Source organism: Streptosporangium sp. H13245, assembly GCF_055690525.1.
Genome location: NZ_JBSZKT010000015.1, coordinates 70035 through 84292, shown reverse-complemented (window position 1 = coordinate 84292; position 14258 = coordinate 70035). Strand labels below are relative to the sequence as shown.

General features: G+C 70.2%; 13 protein-coding genes. 8 read left to right on the top strand and 5 right to left on the bottom strand.

Going from position 1 to position 14258, the window contains the following annotated elements:
• Positions 1–34: 34 nt before the first annotated feature.
• The 3 genes from ACW9TB_RS22365 to ACW9TB_RS22355 all read right to left on the bottom strand — a co-directional run bounded on the left by ACW9TB_RS22365 (position 35) and on the right by ACW9TB_RS22355 (position 2439).
• A complete protein-coding gene (locus tag ACW9TB_RS22365; RefSeq protein WP_472749988.1) occupies positions 35–1750 on the bottom strand; it encodes an urease subunit alpha in 1716 nt (571 codons plus the stop codon).
• Positions 1740–2066, bottom strand: coding sequence for an urease subunit beta (locus ACW9TB_RS22360; RefSeq protein WP_362677320.1), 327 nt, complete (start codon positions 2064–2066; stop codon positions 1740–1742). Before ACW9TB_RS22360 ends, ACW9TB_RS22365 begins: the two co-directional genes overlap by 11 nt.
• A 70-nt stretch (positions 2067–2136) precedes the next feature.
• A complete protein-coding gene (locus ACW9TB_RS22355) occupies positions 2137–2439 on the bottom strand; it encodes an urease subunit gamma (RefSeq protein WP_362677318.1) in 303 nt (100 codons plus the stop codon).
• Positions 2440–2770: 331 nt separating this feature from the next.
• Between ACW9TB_RS22355 and urtA the strand changes: the two genes are divergently transcribed.
• From urtA to ACW9TB_RS22320, 7 genes are all read left to right on the top strand, one after another.
• Positions 2771–4006 carry an urea ABC transporter substrate-binding protein gene (gene urtA, locus ACW9TB_RS22350; RefSeq protein ID WP_472749987.1) on the top strand — a complete coding sequence of 412 codons (1236 nt, stop codon included), beginning with the start codon at positions 2771–2773 and terminating at the stop codon, positions 4004–4006.
• Between the two features lie 118 nt (positions 4007–4124).
• The gene (urtB, locus tag ACW9TB_RS22345) at positions 4125–4991 is read left to right on the top strand and encodes an urea ABC transporter permease subunit UrtB (protein WP_472749986.1); all 867 of its coding nucleotides are present in this window, start codon (positions 4125–4127) and stop codon (positions 4989–4991) included.
• Positions 4988–6094 (top strand): urea ABC transporter permease subunit UrtC, encoded by a 1107-nt coding sequence (gene urtC / locus ACW9TB_RS22340; RefSeq protein ID WP_472749985.1) that lies wholly within the window; start codon positions 4988–4990, stop codon positions 6092–6094. Before urtB ends, urtC begins: the two co-directional genes overlap by 4 nt.
• Entirely contained in the window at positions 6091–6849 is a 759-nt protein-coding gene (urtD, locus tag ACW9TB_RS22335) for an urea ABC transporter ATP-binding protein UrtD (protein ID WP_472749984.1), read from the top strand. The genes urtC and urtD overlap by 4 nt, the downstream gene beginning before the upstream one ends.
• Positions 6827–7516 carry an urea ABC transporter ATP-binding subunit UrtE gene (urtE, locus tag ACW9TB_RS22330; RefSeq protein ID WP_472749983.1) on the top strand — a complete coding sequence of 230 codons (690 nt, stop codon included), beginning with the start codon at positions 6827–6829 and terminating at the stop codon, positions 7514–7516. Before urtD ends, urtE begins: the two co-directional genes overlap by 23 nt.
• A gap of 128 nt (positions 7517–7644) precedes the next feature.
• Complete coding sequence (locus tag ACW9TB_RS22325) at positions 7645–9069, top strand: transporter substrate-binding domain-containing protein (protein WP_472749982.1); 1425 nt, start codon at positions 7645–7647, stop codon at positions 9067–9069.
• Positions 9066–10193 carry a hypothetical protein gene (locus ACW9TB_RS22320; RefSeq protein WP_472749981.1) on the top strand — a complete coding sequence of 376 codons (1128 nt, stop codon included), beginning with the start codon at positions 9066–9068 and terminating at the stop codon, positions 10191–10193. Before ACW9TB_RS22325 ends, ACW9TB_RS22320 begins: the two co-directional genes overlap by 4 nt.
• A gap of 37 nt (positions 10194–10230) precedes the next feature.
• On the opposite strand, the gene ACW9TB_RS22315 is transcribed toward ACW9TB_RS22320, so the two are convergent.
• Positions 10231–11646, bottom strand: a complete 1416-nt coding sequence (locus tag ACW9TB_RS22315; RefSeq protein WP_472749980.1) for a pyridoxal phosphate-dependent decarboxylase family protein — start codon at positions 11644–11646, stop codon at positions 10231–10233.
• A gap of 214 nt (positions 11647–11860) precedes the next feature.
• On the bottom strand, positions 11861–12106 hold the full coding sequence (locus ACW9TB_RS22310) for a DUF2630 family protein (protein ID WP_472749979.1): 246 nt from the start codon (positions 12104–12106) through the stop codon (positions 11861–11863).
• A gap of 254 nt (positions 12107–12360) precedes the next feature.
• Between ACW9TB_RS22310 and leuA the strand changes: the two genes are divergently transcribed.
• Positions 12361–14073 carry a 2-isopropylmalate synthase gene (gene leuA, locus ACW9TB_RS22305; protein ID WP_472749978.1) on the top strand — a complete coding sequence of 571 codons (1713 nt, stop codon included), beginning with the start codon at positions 12361–12363 and terminating at the stop codon, positions 14071–14073.
• Positions 14074–14258: the final 185 nt, after the last annotated feature.

The following is a 14258-nucleotide window of genomic DNA, read 5'->3' as shown; positions in this document are numbered from 1 at the left end:
CGGGACGTCGAGCCGGTCAGAACACTCAGAACACTCAGAACAGGAAGTAGCGCTGGGTCATGGGCAGGGTCTCGGCGGGGGCGGGTTCGATGACCTCGCCGTCGACGCTGACGGCGAAGGTGTCGGGATGGATGTCGATCCTGGGCATGGCGTCGTTGAGCGGCATGCTCTCCTTGCCCCTGCGGCGTACGTCGGCCACCGGCAGCAGGCGCCTGCGTACGGCCAGGCGGTCGGCGAGACCGTCCTCGATCGCGAGGGGGGCGACGAAGTGGACCGACGTGGCGGCGGCGGTGACCGGGGCGGCGCCGAACATCGGGCGCGGCATGACCGGCTGCGGGGTCGGGATGGAGGCGTTGGCGTCGCCCATCTGGGCGTACGCGATGACACCACCCTTGACCACCAGGTCCGGTTTGACGCCGAAGAAGGCCGGGTCCCACAGGACCAGGTCGGCCAGCTTGCCGGTCTCCACCGAGCCGACCTCGCCGTCCAGGCCGTGGGCGACGGCCGGGCAGATCGTGTACTTGGCGACGTAGCGCCGGGCACGGAGGTTGTCGGCGGGACCGTCGCCGGGAAGCGCGCCCCGGCGGCGCTTCATCACGTGCGCGGTCTGCCAGGTACGGATGATCGTCTCGCCCACCCGGCCCATCGCCTGGGAGTCGGAGCCGATCATCGAGATCGCGCCCATGTCGTGCAGGATGTCCTCGGCCGCCATCGTGGACGGCCGGATCCGGGACTCGGCGAACGCCAGGTCCTCGGGGATGGACGGGTTGAGGTGGTGGCAGACCATCAGCATGTCGAGGTGCTCGTCGAGCGTGTTGACGGTGTGCGGGCGGGTCGGGTTGGTCGACGACGGCAGGATGTTGCCGTAGGAGGCGACCTTGATGATGTCCGGCGCGTGCCCGCCGCCCGCCCCCTCGGTGTGGTACGCGTGGATCATCCGGTCGCCGATCGCCGCCAGCGTCGACTCCACGAACCCGGCCTCGTTGAGGGTGTCGGTGTGGATCGTGACCTGGGTGCCGGTGGCGTCGGCGACCGACAGGCAGGCGTCGATGGCGGCGGGGGTGGTGCCCCAGTCCTCGTGCAGCTTGAACCCCGAGGCCCCGGCGCGGAGCTGTTCGAGCAGGCCGTCGCGGCTGACCGTGTTGCCCTTGCCGAGCAGCGCGACGTTGATCGGGTAGGAGTCGAGCGACTCCAGCATCCGGGCGAGATACCAGGTGCCGGTGACGGTGGTGGCCTTGGTGCCCTCGGCGGGCCCGGTGCCGCCGCCCACGATGGTGGTCACCCCCGCGGCGAGGGCCTCGTCGAGGATCTGCGGGCAGATCAGGTGGACGTGGGAGTCGATCGCCCCGGCGGTCAGGATCTTCCCGTTGCCCGCGAGGATCTCGGTCGAGGGGCCGATGACCAGGTCGGGGTGGACGCCGTCCATGGTGTCGGGGTTACCGGCCTTGCCGATCGCGACGATGCGGCCGTCCCTGACCCCGATGTCGGCCTTCACCACGCCCCAGTGGTCGAGGATCACCGCGCCGGTGATCACCAGGTCGGGCGAGCCCTCGGCCCTGGTGGTCCTGGCCTGGCCCATCGACTCCCTGATGACCTTGCCGCCGCCGAAGACGGCCTCGTCGCCCGCCCCCGACGGGCCCATCGACAGGTCCTCGGTGACCTCGACGAGCAGGTCGGTGTCGGCCAGCCTGATCCGGTCGCCGGTGGTGGGACCGTAGAGCGCGGCGTAGCGGGATCGTTCAATGAACACGGGGGCTCCCGTCGAGAGGTCCGGCCCACTCGGGGCGGAGACCGGGGACGATCCGCAGCCCGCCGATCGGCACGAGGGTCACGTCGCGCTCCACGCCGGGCTCGAAGCGCACCGCCGTTCCGGCCGGGACGTCGAGCCGGGTGCCCCAGGCCGCCTGGCGGTCGAACTCCAGGCCGGGGTTGCACGCGGCGAAGTGGTAGTGCGAGCCGACCTGGATCGGCCGGTCGGCGGTGTTGACGACGCGGACGGTGACGCGCTCGCGGCCCGGGTTGAGCGGGATGGGCGCGTCGCCGTACTGGATCTCACCGGGTGTCATCGGCGCTCACCGTTCCTGGGGTGCACGGGATCGGCCGGGAGTCGCGGGTTCCGCACGGGATCGGCCGGGCTCACGGGATGGGCTGGTGGACGGTGACGAGCTTGGTGCCGTCGGGGAAGGTGGCCTCGATCTGGACCGACGACAACATCTCGGGCACCCCGTCCATGACGTCGTCGCGGGACAGCACCTTGCGGCCCGCGTCCATCAGCTCGGCGACGGTGCGCCCGTCCCTGGCGCCCTCCATGAGGAAGGACGCGATGATCGCGGTGGCCTCGGGGTGGTTGAGCCGGAGGCCCCGTGACCTGCGATCGCGGGCGACACCGGCGGCGACGTGGATGAGCAGGCGTTCCTGCTCGTGTGGTGTGAGCCGCATTCCCGGACCATAGGAACCGGCGGTTTCCATGATGTTGCACGTCGATGTCGAGCTGGTTTCCAGGTGGCGCGGACCGTGCGAACGGGGGAAAAGCGTCCATCGGCGGCTCCCTTCCTGCGGGTATGCCGACGCGTCCCGAAGTAGGTATCACGAAATTTGCTTATTTGTCTGGATAAAAACTGGCACGGTGTCCGCGTCGCCACGTCCTGTCACGACGGTTAGCTCCCGGTAAACCGCAATTAACAATGGCGAACTGGCCGGGAAACCTCACTCAGTCACCTTGACGGCAGATAGATCGGTGCGGGGGCCGTACCGGCAAGGAGGAAAGTCATTGAGGAACACAGCATGGCGCTCCGGTGTCACCGTCGTGGCGCTGGCCGCGGCGCTGGCCGCCTGTGGAAGCGAAGCCCCTGCGGGCACGAACGCGGCCTCCGCCGGTGGCGGTGAGGACGGCATCAAGGTCGGCATCCTGCACTCGCTCAGCGGCACCATGGCCATCAGCGAGGTGACCGTCAGGGACTCCGAGCTACTGGCCATCGAGGAGATCAACGCCGCGGGCGGCGTGCTCGGCAAGAAGCTGATCCCCGTGGTCGAGGACGGCGCGTCCGACTGGCCCACCTTCGCGGAGAAGGCCACCAAGCTCATCCGCCAGGACAAGGTCGCCACCACCTTCGGCGGATGGACCTCCGCCAGCCGCAAGGCGATGCTGCCGGTGTTCGAGCGGAGCAAGGCCCTGCTGTGGTACCCGGTCCAGTACGAGGGCCTGGAGAGCTCGCCGTACATCTTCTACACCGGTGCGACCACCAACCAGCAGATCATCCCCGGCCTCGACTACCTCAAGGAACAGGGCAAGAAGAAGATCTTCCTGGTCGGCAGCGACTACGTCTTCCCGCGCACCGCCAACAAGATCATCAAGGCGTACGCGGCGGCGAACGGGATGGAGATCCTCGGCGAGGAGTACACCCCGCTCGGCCACACCGAGTACAGCACGCTGACCAACAAGGTCGTCCAGGCCAAGCCGGACGCCGTCTTCAACACCCTCAACGGCGACAGCAACGTCGCCTTCTTCAAGCAGCTCAACAGCGCCGGGGTCACCGCCGAGCAGATGCCCGTCCTGTCGGTGAGCGTCGCCGAGGAGGAGGTCAAGGGCATCGGCGTCGACAACATCGCCGGGCACCCCGTCGCCTGGAACTACTACCAGACCACCGAGAACCCGGCCAACGAGAAGTTCGTCGCCGCGTTCAAGGCCAAGTACGGCGCCGACAAGGTGACCTCCGACCCGATGGAGGCCGGGTACAACGCCGTCTACCTCTGGGCCGAGGCCGCCAAGAAGGCCGGATCCGTCGAGGTCGAGGCGGTCAGGAAGGCCGCCGGGGGCATCGCCCTGGAGCGTCCCGAGGGCCTGGTCACCATCGACGGCGAGAACCAGCACATGTACAAGACGGCCAGGATCGGCGTGATCCAGCCCGACGGCCTCATCAAGGAGGTCTGGAACTCCGGCAAGCCGATCAAGCCCGACCCCTACCTCAAGGGCTACCCCTGGGCGAGCGGCCTGGCCAACGGCTGATCCCCTCTCAGACCGGCTCCGGACCGGGCCGTGACAGATCACGGGCGGCGCCGTGACGCACCCACAATGCGGCACGGCCCGGCTCCGGAGCCAAACACTCGTAGGAAGGGGACCTTCGGTGGAGGCGTTTCTCAACCAGCTCCCGATCGGCCTGTCCATCGGCGCCGTGCTGCTCCTCATCGCCCTCGGCCTGACGTTCACGTTCGGCCAGATGGGCGTGATCAACATGGCCCACGGCGAGTTCATCATGGCGGGCGCGTACACCGCCTACCTGCTCCAGGACCTCACCGGCCGGATGGCCGTGATCGTCGCCCTGCCCGTCGCCTTCCTGGTCGCCGGGCTGATGGGACTCATCCTGGAACGGACCGCGATCCGGCACTTCTACGGCCGCCCGCTCGACACCCTGCTGCTCACCTGGGGCGTCAGCCTCGTGCTGCAGCAGCTCGCCCGCGACCTGTTCGGGGCGCCCAACGTGCAGGTCCAGGCGCCCACCTGGCTGCAGGGCGGCATCGCGTCCCTGCCCTACAACCGGCTGTTCATCTTCGCCCTCGCCGTCCTCACCGTCGTCGGCATCTGGGCCTACATGAACCGCACCGGCCAGGGCCGGAGGATGCAGGCGGTGATGCAGAACCGGCAGCTGGCCGCGGTGAGCGGCATCAACACCGCCCACGTGGACCAGCGCACCTTCTTCATCGGCTCGGGCCTGGCCGGGGTCGCCGGGGTGGCCCTCACCCTCATCGGCCCCGTCGGACCCGCCCTCGGCACCTACTACATCGTCGACGCCTTCCTCGTGGTCGTCGCCGGAGGGCTCGGCCAGCTGCGCGGCGCCGTCATCGCCGCCGCGGGACTCGGCCTGCTCAACTCGTACGCCGAGTTCTGGAGCGACGCCAGCCTGGCGAAGGTCATCGTGTTCGCCGCGATCATCGCCTTCCTCCAGTTCCGGCCGCAGGGCCTGTTCGTACTCCGATCGAGGGCTTTGACATGAATCTCGCACGCCTCAGGGGGCCCGGGGTCTTCGCGGTGGTGGCCGTGCTGGCCCTGGTGGTCGCACCGCTCCTGCTGGAGCCCTTCCGCCTCGGCCTGCTGGCCAAGTACCTCTGCTTCGCGATCATCGCCCTGGGCATCGGCCTGGCCTGGGGGCAGGGCGGCATGCTCGTCCTCGGCCAGGGCGTGTTCTTCGGGCTCGGCGGCTACGCCATGGCCATGCACCTGAAACTGGTGGACGCCCAGGGCGACCTGCCCGACTTCATGGTGTGGAGCGGGGTCGAGCAGCTGCCCGCCCTGTGGAAACCGTTCGCCAACCCGGTGTTCGCGCTCGTCATGGTCGTCGCCGGGCCGATGCTGATCGCCACGGTGCTGGGCCTGCTGGTGTTCAGGCAGCGGGTGCGCGGCGCCTACTTCGCGATCCTCACCCAGGCGCTCGCCGCCGCGTTCGTCATCCTGCTCGTCGGCCAGCAGGGCCTGACCGGCGGCACCAACGGCCTGACCAACTTCTACGACCTGTTCGGCCAGGACCTGGCGGCCGACTCCACCCAGCGCGGGCTGTACTTCGCGGTCGCGACCGTCACCGGGCTGCTCTATCTCGGCGCCCGCCAGCTGGTCGGCAGCCGCTTCGGGCGGCTGCTCGTCGCCATCAGGGACGGCGAGGACCGCGTCAGGTTCCTCGGCTACGACCCGGCCAGGGTGAAGACCGTCACCTTCGCGCTCTCCGCGGGCATGGCCGGGCTCGCGGGGGCCCTGTTCGTGCCCGTGGTCGGCATCATCTCGCCCGCGCTGCTGGGCGTGGTCCCCTCCCTCGAACTCGTCGTCGCGGTCGCGGTGGGCGGCAGGTTCGCGCTGGCCGGGGCGATCCTCGGCGCGGTCGTCATGGGGTACGCCAAGACGTCCTTCAGCGAGCAGTTCGCCGACGGCTGGCTCTACCTGCAGGGCGCGCTGTTCATCCTCGTCATGACCCTGGCCCCCAAGGGGATCCTCGGCGTGGCGGCGTCGGCGCGCGACGCCTGGGCGCGCAGGTCGAGGCGCCGTACGGACCCCGAACCGCCACCCGCGGACGCCCCCGGCACGAGAGTGATGGAGGAGGTCGGATGAGCCCGATGATCGAGGTACGCGGGCTGTCGGTGGTCTTCGACGGCTTCCGCGCCATCGACGGCATCGACCTGACGGTCGAGAAGGGGGAGCTGCGCTTCCTGATCGGCCCCAACGGGGCGGGGAAGACCACGCTCGTCGACGTCATCACCGGCCTCACCCGGCCGACCACCGGCGAGGTCGTCTTCGACGGGCACAGCCTGGTCGGCCTGCGCGAGCACAAGATCGTACGGCTCGGCGTCGGGCGGACCTTCCAGACCTCGGTGGTCTTCGAGGAGCTCAGCGTCCTGGAGAACCTCGACCTGGCGGCGTCCTTCCGCCGCCCGCTCTGGTCGCTGGCCCGGCGCAGGCGCGGCGTCTCCGACGCCGTCGCCGGGGCACTGGAGACCACCGGCCTGAAGGAACTGGCCGACCGGCCCGCGGGAGTCCTCTCCCACGGGCAGCGGCAGTGGCTGGAGATCGGCATGCTGCTCACCCAGAGCCCCAAGCTGCTCCTGCTGGACGAGCCGGTGGCCGGAATGTCCAAGGACGAGCGCGAACGCACCGGCGAACTCCTGACCTCCGTGGCGAACGACCACACGGTGATCGTGATCGAACATGACATGGAGTTCCTGCGCAGGTACGCCTCGCAGGTCACCGTCCTGCACGAGGGCAAGGTGCTGATCGAGGGATCGGTCGACCAGGTCCGCGACGACCCACGCGTGCAGGAGGTCTATCTCGGAAGGAAGCGCAGCGATGCTGTCGGTACAGGAACTTGACGCCGGGTACGGCAGGGCCCGGGTGCTGTTCGGGGTCTCGCTGGAGGTGGAGCCCGGGCAGCTGATGTGCGTGATGGGCCGCAACGGGGTCGGCAAGACCACCCTGCTCAACACGGTGATGGGCGTGCTGCCCGCCACCGCGGGGTCGGTCACCTTCGAGGGGCGCGACGTGACGCGCCTGCCGCCCCACGAACGCGTCCGGCTCGGCATGGCGTACGTCCCCCAGGGGCACGAGACCTTCCCGCAGCTCAGCGTGCTCGGCAACCTCCAGGTCACGCTGGAGGCGTCCAAGGGGCCGCAGGAGGCGCTGGAGGAGGCCCTGGAGACCTTCCCGCGCCTGAAGCCGCTGCTCAAGCGGCGTGCCGGGTTCCTGTCCGGCGGCCAGCAACAGCAGCTCGCCATCGCCCGCGCCCTCGTCACCCGTCCCAAGCTGCTCATCCTCGACGAGCCCACCGAGGGCATCCAGCCGTCGATCATCATCGAGATCGAGGAGGCGATCGAGCGGCTGCACGCCACCGGCCTGTCGCTCCTGCTGGTCGAGCAGTATCTGGATCTGGCGCTCCGCCTCGCCGACCGCTTCCTCATTCTCGACGCCGGGCACGTCGTCCACTCGGGGGCGGCCGAGGAACTGCGCGGGGAGGGAATTCACCGCCTTCTCGCTGTCTAATTCGCAAAGCGTCCAAACCAGACTTCCCATATCGAGGAGCTTTTATTTGATCACTTCTTGATGAAGGGACTCCCACGGTGGGTGATAACGACATAGCCTGCCCAGAAATAGCGGAGTCCGGGGGTGTCATGACGCAGGAACCTGCGGACGGGGAAAAGCGGCCGGAGGGGGTGCCGTCCCCTCCCGGCCCCTCCCGTCGTCCTGATCGTTCCGGCGGCCCGGCCGGTGACGGGCGCGCGGCCAGGCCCGGCCGGACGACCGGCGAACCGGCCGGTGACGCTCCCGACCGGCGGAACGGCGGCGACCGCGACCGGCGGGACGACGACCGCCGCGGGTACGACCGGCGGTCCCCCGGATCGTACGACCGTGACCGCGCCCGTAAGGGGGACGACGACCGCTACGACCGCGACCGGCGGTCCCGGGGAGCGTACGACCGTGACCGCGCCTGGGAGAGGGACGACGACGACCGCTACGACGGCGATCCTCGGCCCGAAGGTACGGACGTCGAGGACGTTCACGCCGGGCAGACGGGCCCGCCCGGACCGTCGGGACCGCCCCGCAGGCGCCGGTTCCGCCGCTTCCGGCTGGCCGCCTGGATCGCGCTGGTCCTCGCCGCGGTCGTGGTCGGCGTGTCCATCGCGTGGGTGGGCGGGCCCCCCACCGAGGCCGAGCTGCGGGAGAAGGCGGGGCTCCTCAACAAGGACAGGCTCCTGATCGGCGTGAAGGAGGACACCCCGGGCATCGCTCTGCGGAAGCCGGGCGAGACCGGTTACACGGGCTTCGACATCGACATCGCCTACATGATCGCGGCGGACCTGGGCTTCCGGCCCGACCAGGTCGACTTCCTGTCCATCGAGACCGAGGACAGGGCGCGCATGCAGGCCCGCGACCCGGAGGGCGCGTTCGTCAAGGTCGACCTCGTGGTGGCGACCTTCAGCGTGACCCCCGAACGCAGGGCCGACCCCTCCGTCGGCTTCTCCACGCCCTACCTCTACACCGAGCAGTCGGTGGTGACCAGGTCCGACTACCCCGACGACGGCGTCGCCTCCCTGGGGCAGCTCGAGGGCAAGAAGGTCTGCTCGCTCGGCACCTCGACCTCCCTGGCCGAGCTGAGGAAGGCGATCAAAACCGACCCCATCGCCGAGCTCCTGATCAGCAAGTGCGTGAACCGCCTCGCGGACGGCGTGCCGGCCGGCCGGGCGGCCGACGCGGTGACCACCGACGCGGCCCTGCTGGCCGGGTTCGTCGCGGAGCCGGAGAGGAAGCTGCGCCACCACGACATCGCGCTGGAGAAGACGGAGATGTGGGCGGTCAACGCGGGTTCCAACGGCGCGCTGCGCACCCTGGTCGATCTCGCGCTCTACCGCTCCTACGCCGATCCGGACAACAAGAGGTGGGAGGAGGCGTACGAGAAGCACATCAAGCCGTTGCTGGCGGCCAACCCGGGGGTGGACGTGGCCCAGGCGCGGCAGCCGTGCGCGCTTCCCCCGGACGTGCGCCGCTGGCCGTGGGAGCGGACCCTCCCCGTACGGGATTGCCCCTCCGCCCCTTGAAGCCCAATCCCCTGAAGCCGGGCGCGCGGGTGAGGGACGCGCCGAGGAACCAGGAGTGGTTCCTCACGCTGCTGCCGGTGTTCCCGATCGTCCTGCTGGTGATGCGGCTGTGGTACGCCAGCAAGCAGGACACCCAGACGCTGCTCCTGCTCGTGCAGACCATCAGCCCGCTGGGCCTGCTGAGCGCGGTCCTGCTGACCACGGTGTGGGTGCTGCCCGTCGTCGTGGTCGGCGGCAGGCTTCTCGGCACTCTCTGCTGGATCAGCACGGGCCGCTCCTCGTGGCTGGTGCACAGCGCCCAGCGGCTGCCCGGCTGGGTCGTGGTCCTGGCCGTCGCGATGGGCGTGTGCACCTGGCAGCTGCGCTTCCTGCCCACGCTGGCGATGCTGTCGCTGGCCCTGCTGGGGCTGACCGTGCGCGAGCGGTTCCCGGCCCACGAGGAGCTGCGGACCACGTTCTGCTACGCGCTGCCGGTGATCGCCGCCGTGCTGTCGTACGTCGTGCTGTGGCCGGCCATCGTCTCCGCGTTCACCGCGCGGGACGTGGCGACCGCGATGCTCCTGACGCTTCCCCCGGTGTTCGCGGCGCTGCTGACCGGTCCGGTGCCCGAGGCACCGGCCAGGGTGCTGACCCACGGCATCGCGATCGGGATGGCGGTGTTCACGCCGTTCCTGGTCGGGGTGGTCGTGATGAGGGCGCCGATCCTGCCGCTGGTCGCCATGCAGATCAGCGTGGAGAAGCCGACCGTGAAAAGGCCCGCGGAGGTGGTCGTGGGCTACATGGTCGCCAGCGACGACCAGATGACCACCGTCCTCAAGCGCGACGGCGCCGTGGAGTTCATCCAGAACGGCCGGTTGCAGTCGAAGGTGCTCTGCCCCGACCCCGGCGAGGTGCCCAGGACGTGGGTGAACCTGCACGGCTGGTACGTCGAGCACAGCGTGATCTCCTGGCTCGCCCCGGCCTCGCAGCGGGCTCCGGCCGACTCGCGCTGCGAGGGCCGCCCGATCAGGGAGACCGAGCCGTCCTCCGAGCCGTCCCCGAGCCCTTCAGAGGCACCGAGCCCTTCAGAGGCACCGAGCCCTTCAGGGGCACCGAGCCCTTCGGGGTCTCCGGGCGCGGGCTGACACCGGCCCCTCCCGCGAGAAGGGACCGGTGAACCGGTCAGGGCGTGCGGCGGCCGATGATCTCCCGGACGACCGAGGCCAGCAGGTCGATGTCGGCCTCGGTGGTACGCCAGTTCACGATCGCCGGTCGCAGCGCGGTCATTCCCCGGTAGGTCGTGGTCCCGGCGTAGACACGGCCGTCGGCGAGCAGTTCCGCGCCGAGCCACGCGTTCAGCGCGTCCAGTTCCTCCGGGGGGACGCCGGGCGGGCGGTAGCGGAAGCAGACCACGCACAGCCGTACCGGAGCCAGGAGCTCCAGGTCGGGGGCCTCCTCGACGATCGCGCCGAGCCGCAGGGCCAGGTCGTGGTGACGCTCGACCATCTCCCGGTACCCCTGTCTGCCGTACGCCCGCAGGGTCGCCCAGACGGGCAGCGCCCGCGCCCGCCGGGAGGACTCGGGGCCCAGGACGTTGTAGTTGACGTGCGGGTCGTCGCCGGGCGGCAGGTACGCGGCACCCCACGCGCCGAACGACCTGGCCATGAGCTCCGGCTCGCGGACGAACGCGAACCCGCTCTCGTAGGGCACGTTCAGCCACTTGTGCCCGTCGGAGGCCACCGAGTGCGCCCGCTCCACCCCCTCGACCAGGTGCGACAGCCGCGGAGAGGCCGCCGCGAACAGCCCGAAGGCCCCGTCCACGTGCAGCCAGGCCCCGTGCCGCCCGGCGAGGTCGGCCAGCTCGCCGATGGGGTCGAAGTCGCCGGTGTTCACCTCTCCCGCGTTCCCGATGATTACCGCGGGGCCGTCGATCTCGCCGAGCGCCCGGTCCATGGCCGCCAGGTCGACCCGCCCGGTGTCGTCCGCGGCGAGGATCCGCGCGCCGTCGCGGCCGCAGCCGAGGATCTGCAGCGCCTTGCGGCTGCTCGGGTGGAGGTAGCCCCCGGCCAGCACGGGCATCCGGGGCAGCCCCGCGAGCCCGTCCGCGCCCACGTCGGCCCCGTGCCGCTCGCCCCACCACTGCCGGGCGCACGCCAGGCCGGTGAGGTTGGCGAACGTGGCGCTCGGGGTCAGCACCCCGCCGTAGGACTCCGGCAGCCCGAACAGCTCCTTCAGCCAGCGCAGCGCGACGGTCTCCGCCCGGGTGGCGAACGGCGAGGTCAGCCAGAGGCCGCCCGCCTGGTCGAGCAGCGAGGTCACCCAGTCGCCTGCCTGGGCCGCCGGGGTCGAGCCGCCGACGACGAAGTGGAAGAAACGCGGTCCCGAGGAGTGCGTCGCCGCGCCGGTTCCGGCGCGCAGCAGCCGCCGTACGGTGTCGAGGGTGCCCTCGCCCCGCTCGGGGAGCGGATGGTCGAGAAGGTCGATGAGCCCGTCGGACCCGTGGTCGTGAACGGGACGGTCGCCGAGCGAGTCGAGATAGGGACCGGCGGCCCGGGTCACCTCTTCCAGTGCGGCCACGGTCTGGTCACGCTCATACAAAGGATCACTCATCCCCAAGGATGAGCACGTTCGCCCGCGACCCGCCAGCCCGCTCTTTGAGGCGCCGGTCCGCCGGGCGGCGGGTGGGTGTCGCGGGAAGGCCGGGGCGGGAGGGAGTGTCGCGGTCAGCTCGCGGGGCGGCCGATGATCTCCCGGCGGGGGTGGCCGGGACGGCGGGCGTGTCCGGGGCGGTGAGGGCGTCCGGGGCGGGCGGTCACTGGCGGTAGTCTTCGACCTCGTCGATCGGGCGGGGGGCCGCCGAGTCGGGGTCCTCACCGAACTCGCGGCGCGCCCGGCGCTGCCTGAGCAGGTCCCACGCCTGGTCGAGGGCCTCCTCCAGCTGCTTGATCCGGTTGTTCTCCTCGTGCGAGGAGATCGAGTGCGAGCCCAGCCTCGCCCGGAGCTCCCGCTCCTCGGCGATCAGCTCGTTGATGTGGGCGAGGATGTCGCCGTCCCTCATGGTCGTTCCCCCTGTCAGAGTTCTTCTGGACTTTATCCGATCAGCGGGTCACCGCACCGTGGGCGCGTGGCGGCTTCGAGTCCCGCCATGTGAGACCGAGGCAAGGGCATCCTGAGACGTCTGCTAACGTGCTAGGCATGCTGCGCTGCCTGCTTCTTAGCTGCCGCGACGAGGGCCTGTAGAGGCCGGCTCCCTCGTCGCGGAGCGAGCCATGCGCGTCGGCCACGATTGTTTTCCCAGTCGAGGAGCCTTGCATGTATCCGCAGCAGCAGCCCAGCCCCATGCCGTTCACGCGCTACGAGTCCTTCGCGCCGATCAAGCTGACCGACCGCACCTGGCCCGGCAAGGTCATCGACCGGGCTCCCCGGTGGTGCGCCGTCGACCTGCGTGACGGCAACCAGGCGCTGATCGACCCCATGGACTCCCACCGCAAGCTCAAGATGTTCGAGCTGCTGGTGAAGATGGGCTACAAGGAGATCGAGGTGGGCTTTCCCGCCGCCTCCCAGACCGACTTCGACTTCGTACGGCAGATCATCGAAGAGGACCTGATACCCGACGACGTGGTGATCCAGGTCCTGACCCAGGCCAGGGCCGAGCTGATCGAGCGGACCTTCGAGTCGGTGCGCGGGGCCAAGCAGGCGATCATCCACCTGTACAACTCCACCTCCACCCTCCAGCGCCGGGTCGTCTTCGGCCAGGACCGCGAGGGCATCACCGCGATCGCGGTCGAGGGCGCCAAGCTCTGCAAGAAGCTGGCCGCCCAGATGGACGGCACCGAGATCTACTTCCAGTACTCCCCGGAGTCCTTCACCGGCACCGAGCTGGAGTACGCGGTGGAGGTCTGCGACGCCGTCAACGACGTCTGGCAGCCCACCCCCGACCGCAAGGTCGTCGTCAACCTGCCCGCCACCGTCGAGATGGCCACGCCCAACGTCTACGCCGACCAGATCGAGTGGATGCACCGCAACCTGGCCTACCGCGACTCGATCGTGCTGTCCCTGCACCCCCACAACGACCGGGGCACCGCAGTCGCCGCCGCCGAGCTGGGCTACATGGCCGGGGCCGACCGGATCGAGGGCTGCCTGTTCGGCAACGGCGAGCGCACCGGCAACGTCTGCCTGGTCACGCTGGGCATGAACCTGTTCTCGCAGGGCGTCGACCCGGAGGTCGACATCTCCGACATCGATGAGATCCGCCGGGTCACCGAGTACTGCACCCAGCTGCCCGTCCACCCGCGCCACCCGTGGGGCGGCGAGCTCGTCTACACCGCCTTCTCCGGTTCCCACCAGGACGCCATCAAGAAGGGCTTCGAGCACCTGGAGCGCGACGCGGCCGCCGCGGGCGTCCCGGTCGAGGAGTTCACCTGGGCGGTCCCGTACCTCCCGATCGACCCCAAGGACATCGGCCGTACGTACGAGGCGGTCATCCGGGTCAACAGCCAGTCGGGCAAGGGCGGCGTCGCCTACATCATGAAGGCCGACCATCACCTGGACCTGCCGCGCCGCCTGCAGATCGAGTTCTCCCGCGCCGTCCAGACCCACACCGACACCACCGGCGGCGAGGTGAACGCCGCGCGGATGTGGGAGGTCTTCACCGACGAGTACCTCCCCAACCCGGCGAGCCCGTGGGGCCGCCTGGGCCTGATGGCCCACCGCACCACCTCCAGGGGTGACGGCAAGGACGCCATCAGCGCCGACCTGCGCCTCGACGGTGAGATCCGCGAGGTCGAGGGGGTCGGCAACGGCCCCATCTCCGCCTTCTGCGACGCCCTGGCCGGGGTCGGCGTCCAGGTGCGCGTTCTCGACTACGCCGAGCACGCCATGAGCGCCGGGACCGACGCCAAGGCCGCCTCCTACATCGAGTGCGAGATCGCCGGTCAGACCCTGTGGGGGGTCGGCATCGACTCCAACACCACCACCGCGTCGCTCAAGGCCGTCATCTCCGCGGTCAACCGCGCCGGCCGCTAGGCCCCCGCGCTCCGCGCCGCCCGCGCCCTTCGTCCGGCACCGGCCGCGCGTACGGTCTCGCCGCACCCGTACCACCGTCCCGCGTAGCCCCCGTCCCGTACGGCACGATCTGCCGTACGGGGTCCGACGGCCGCCCACGAGGCGTCGACGTCGCTCACCCGACCGCGCCCACCGCGAAATCCGTC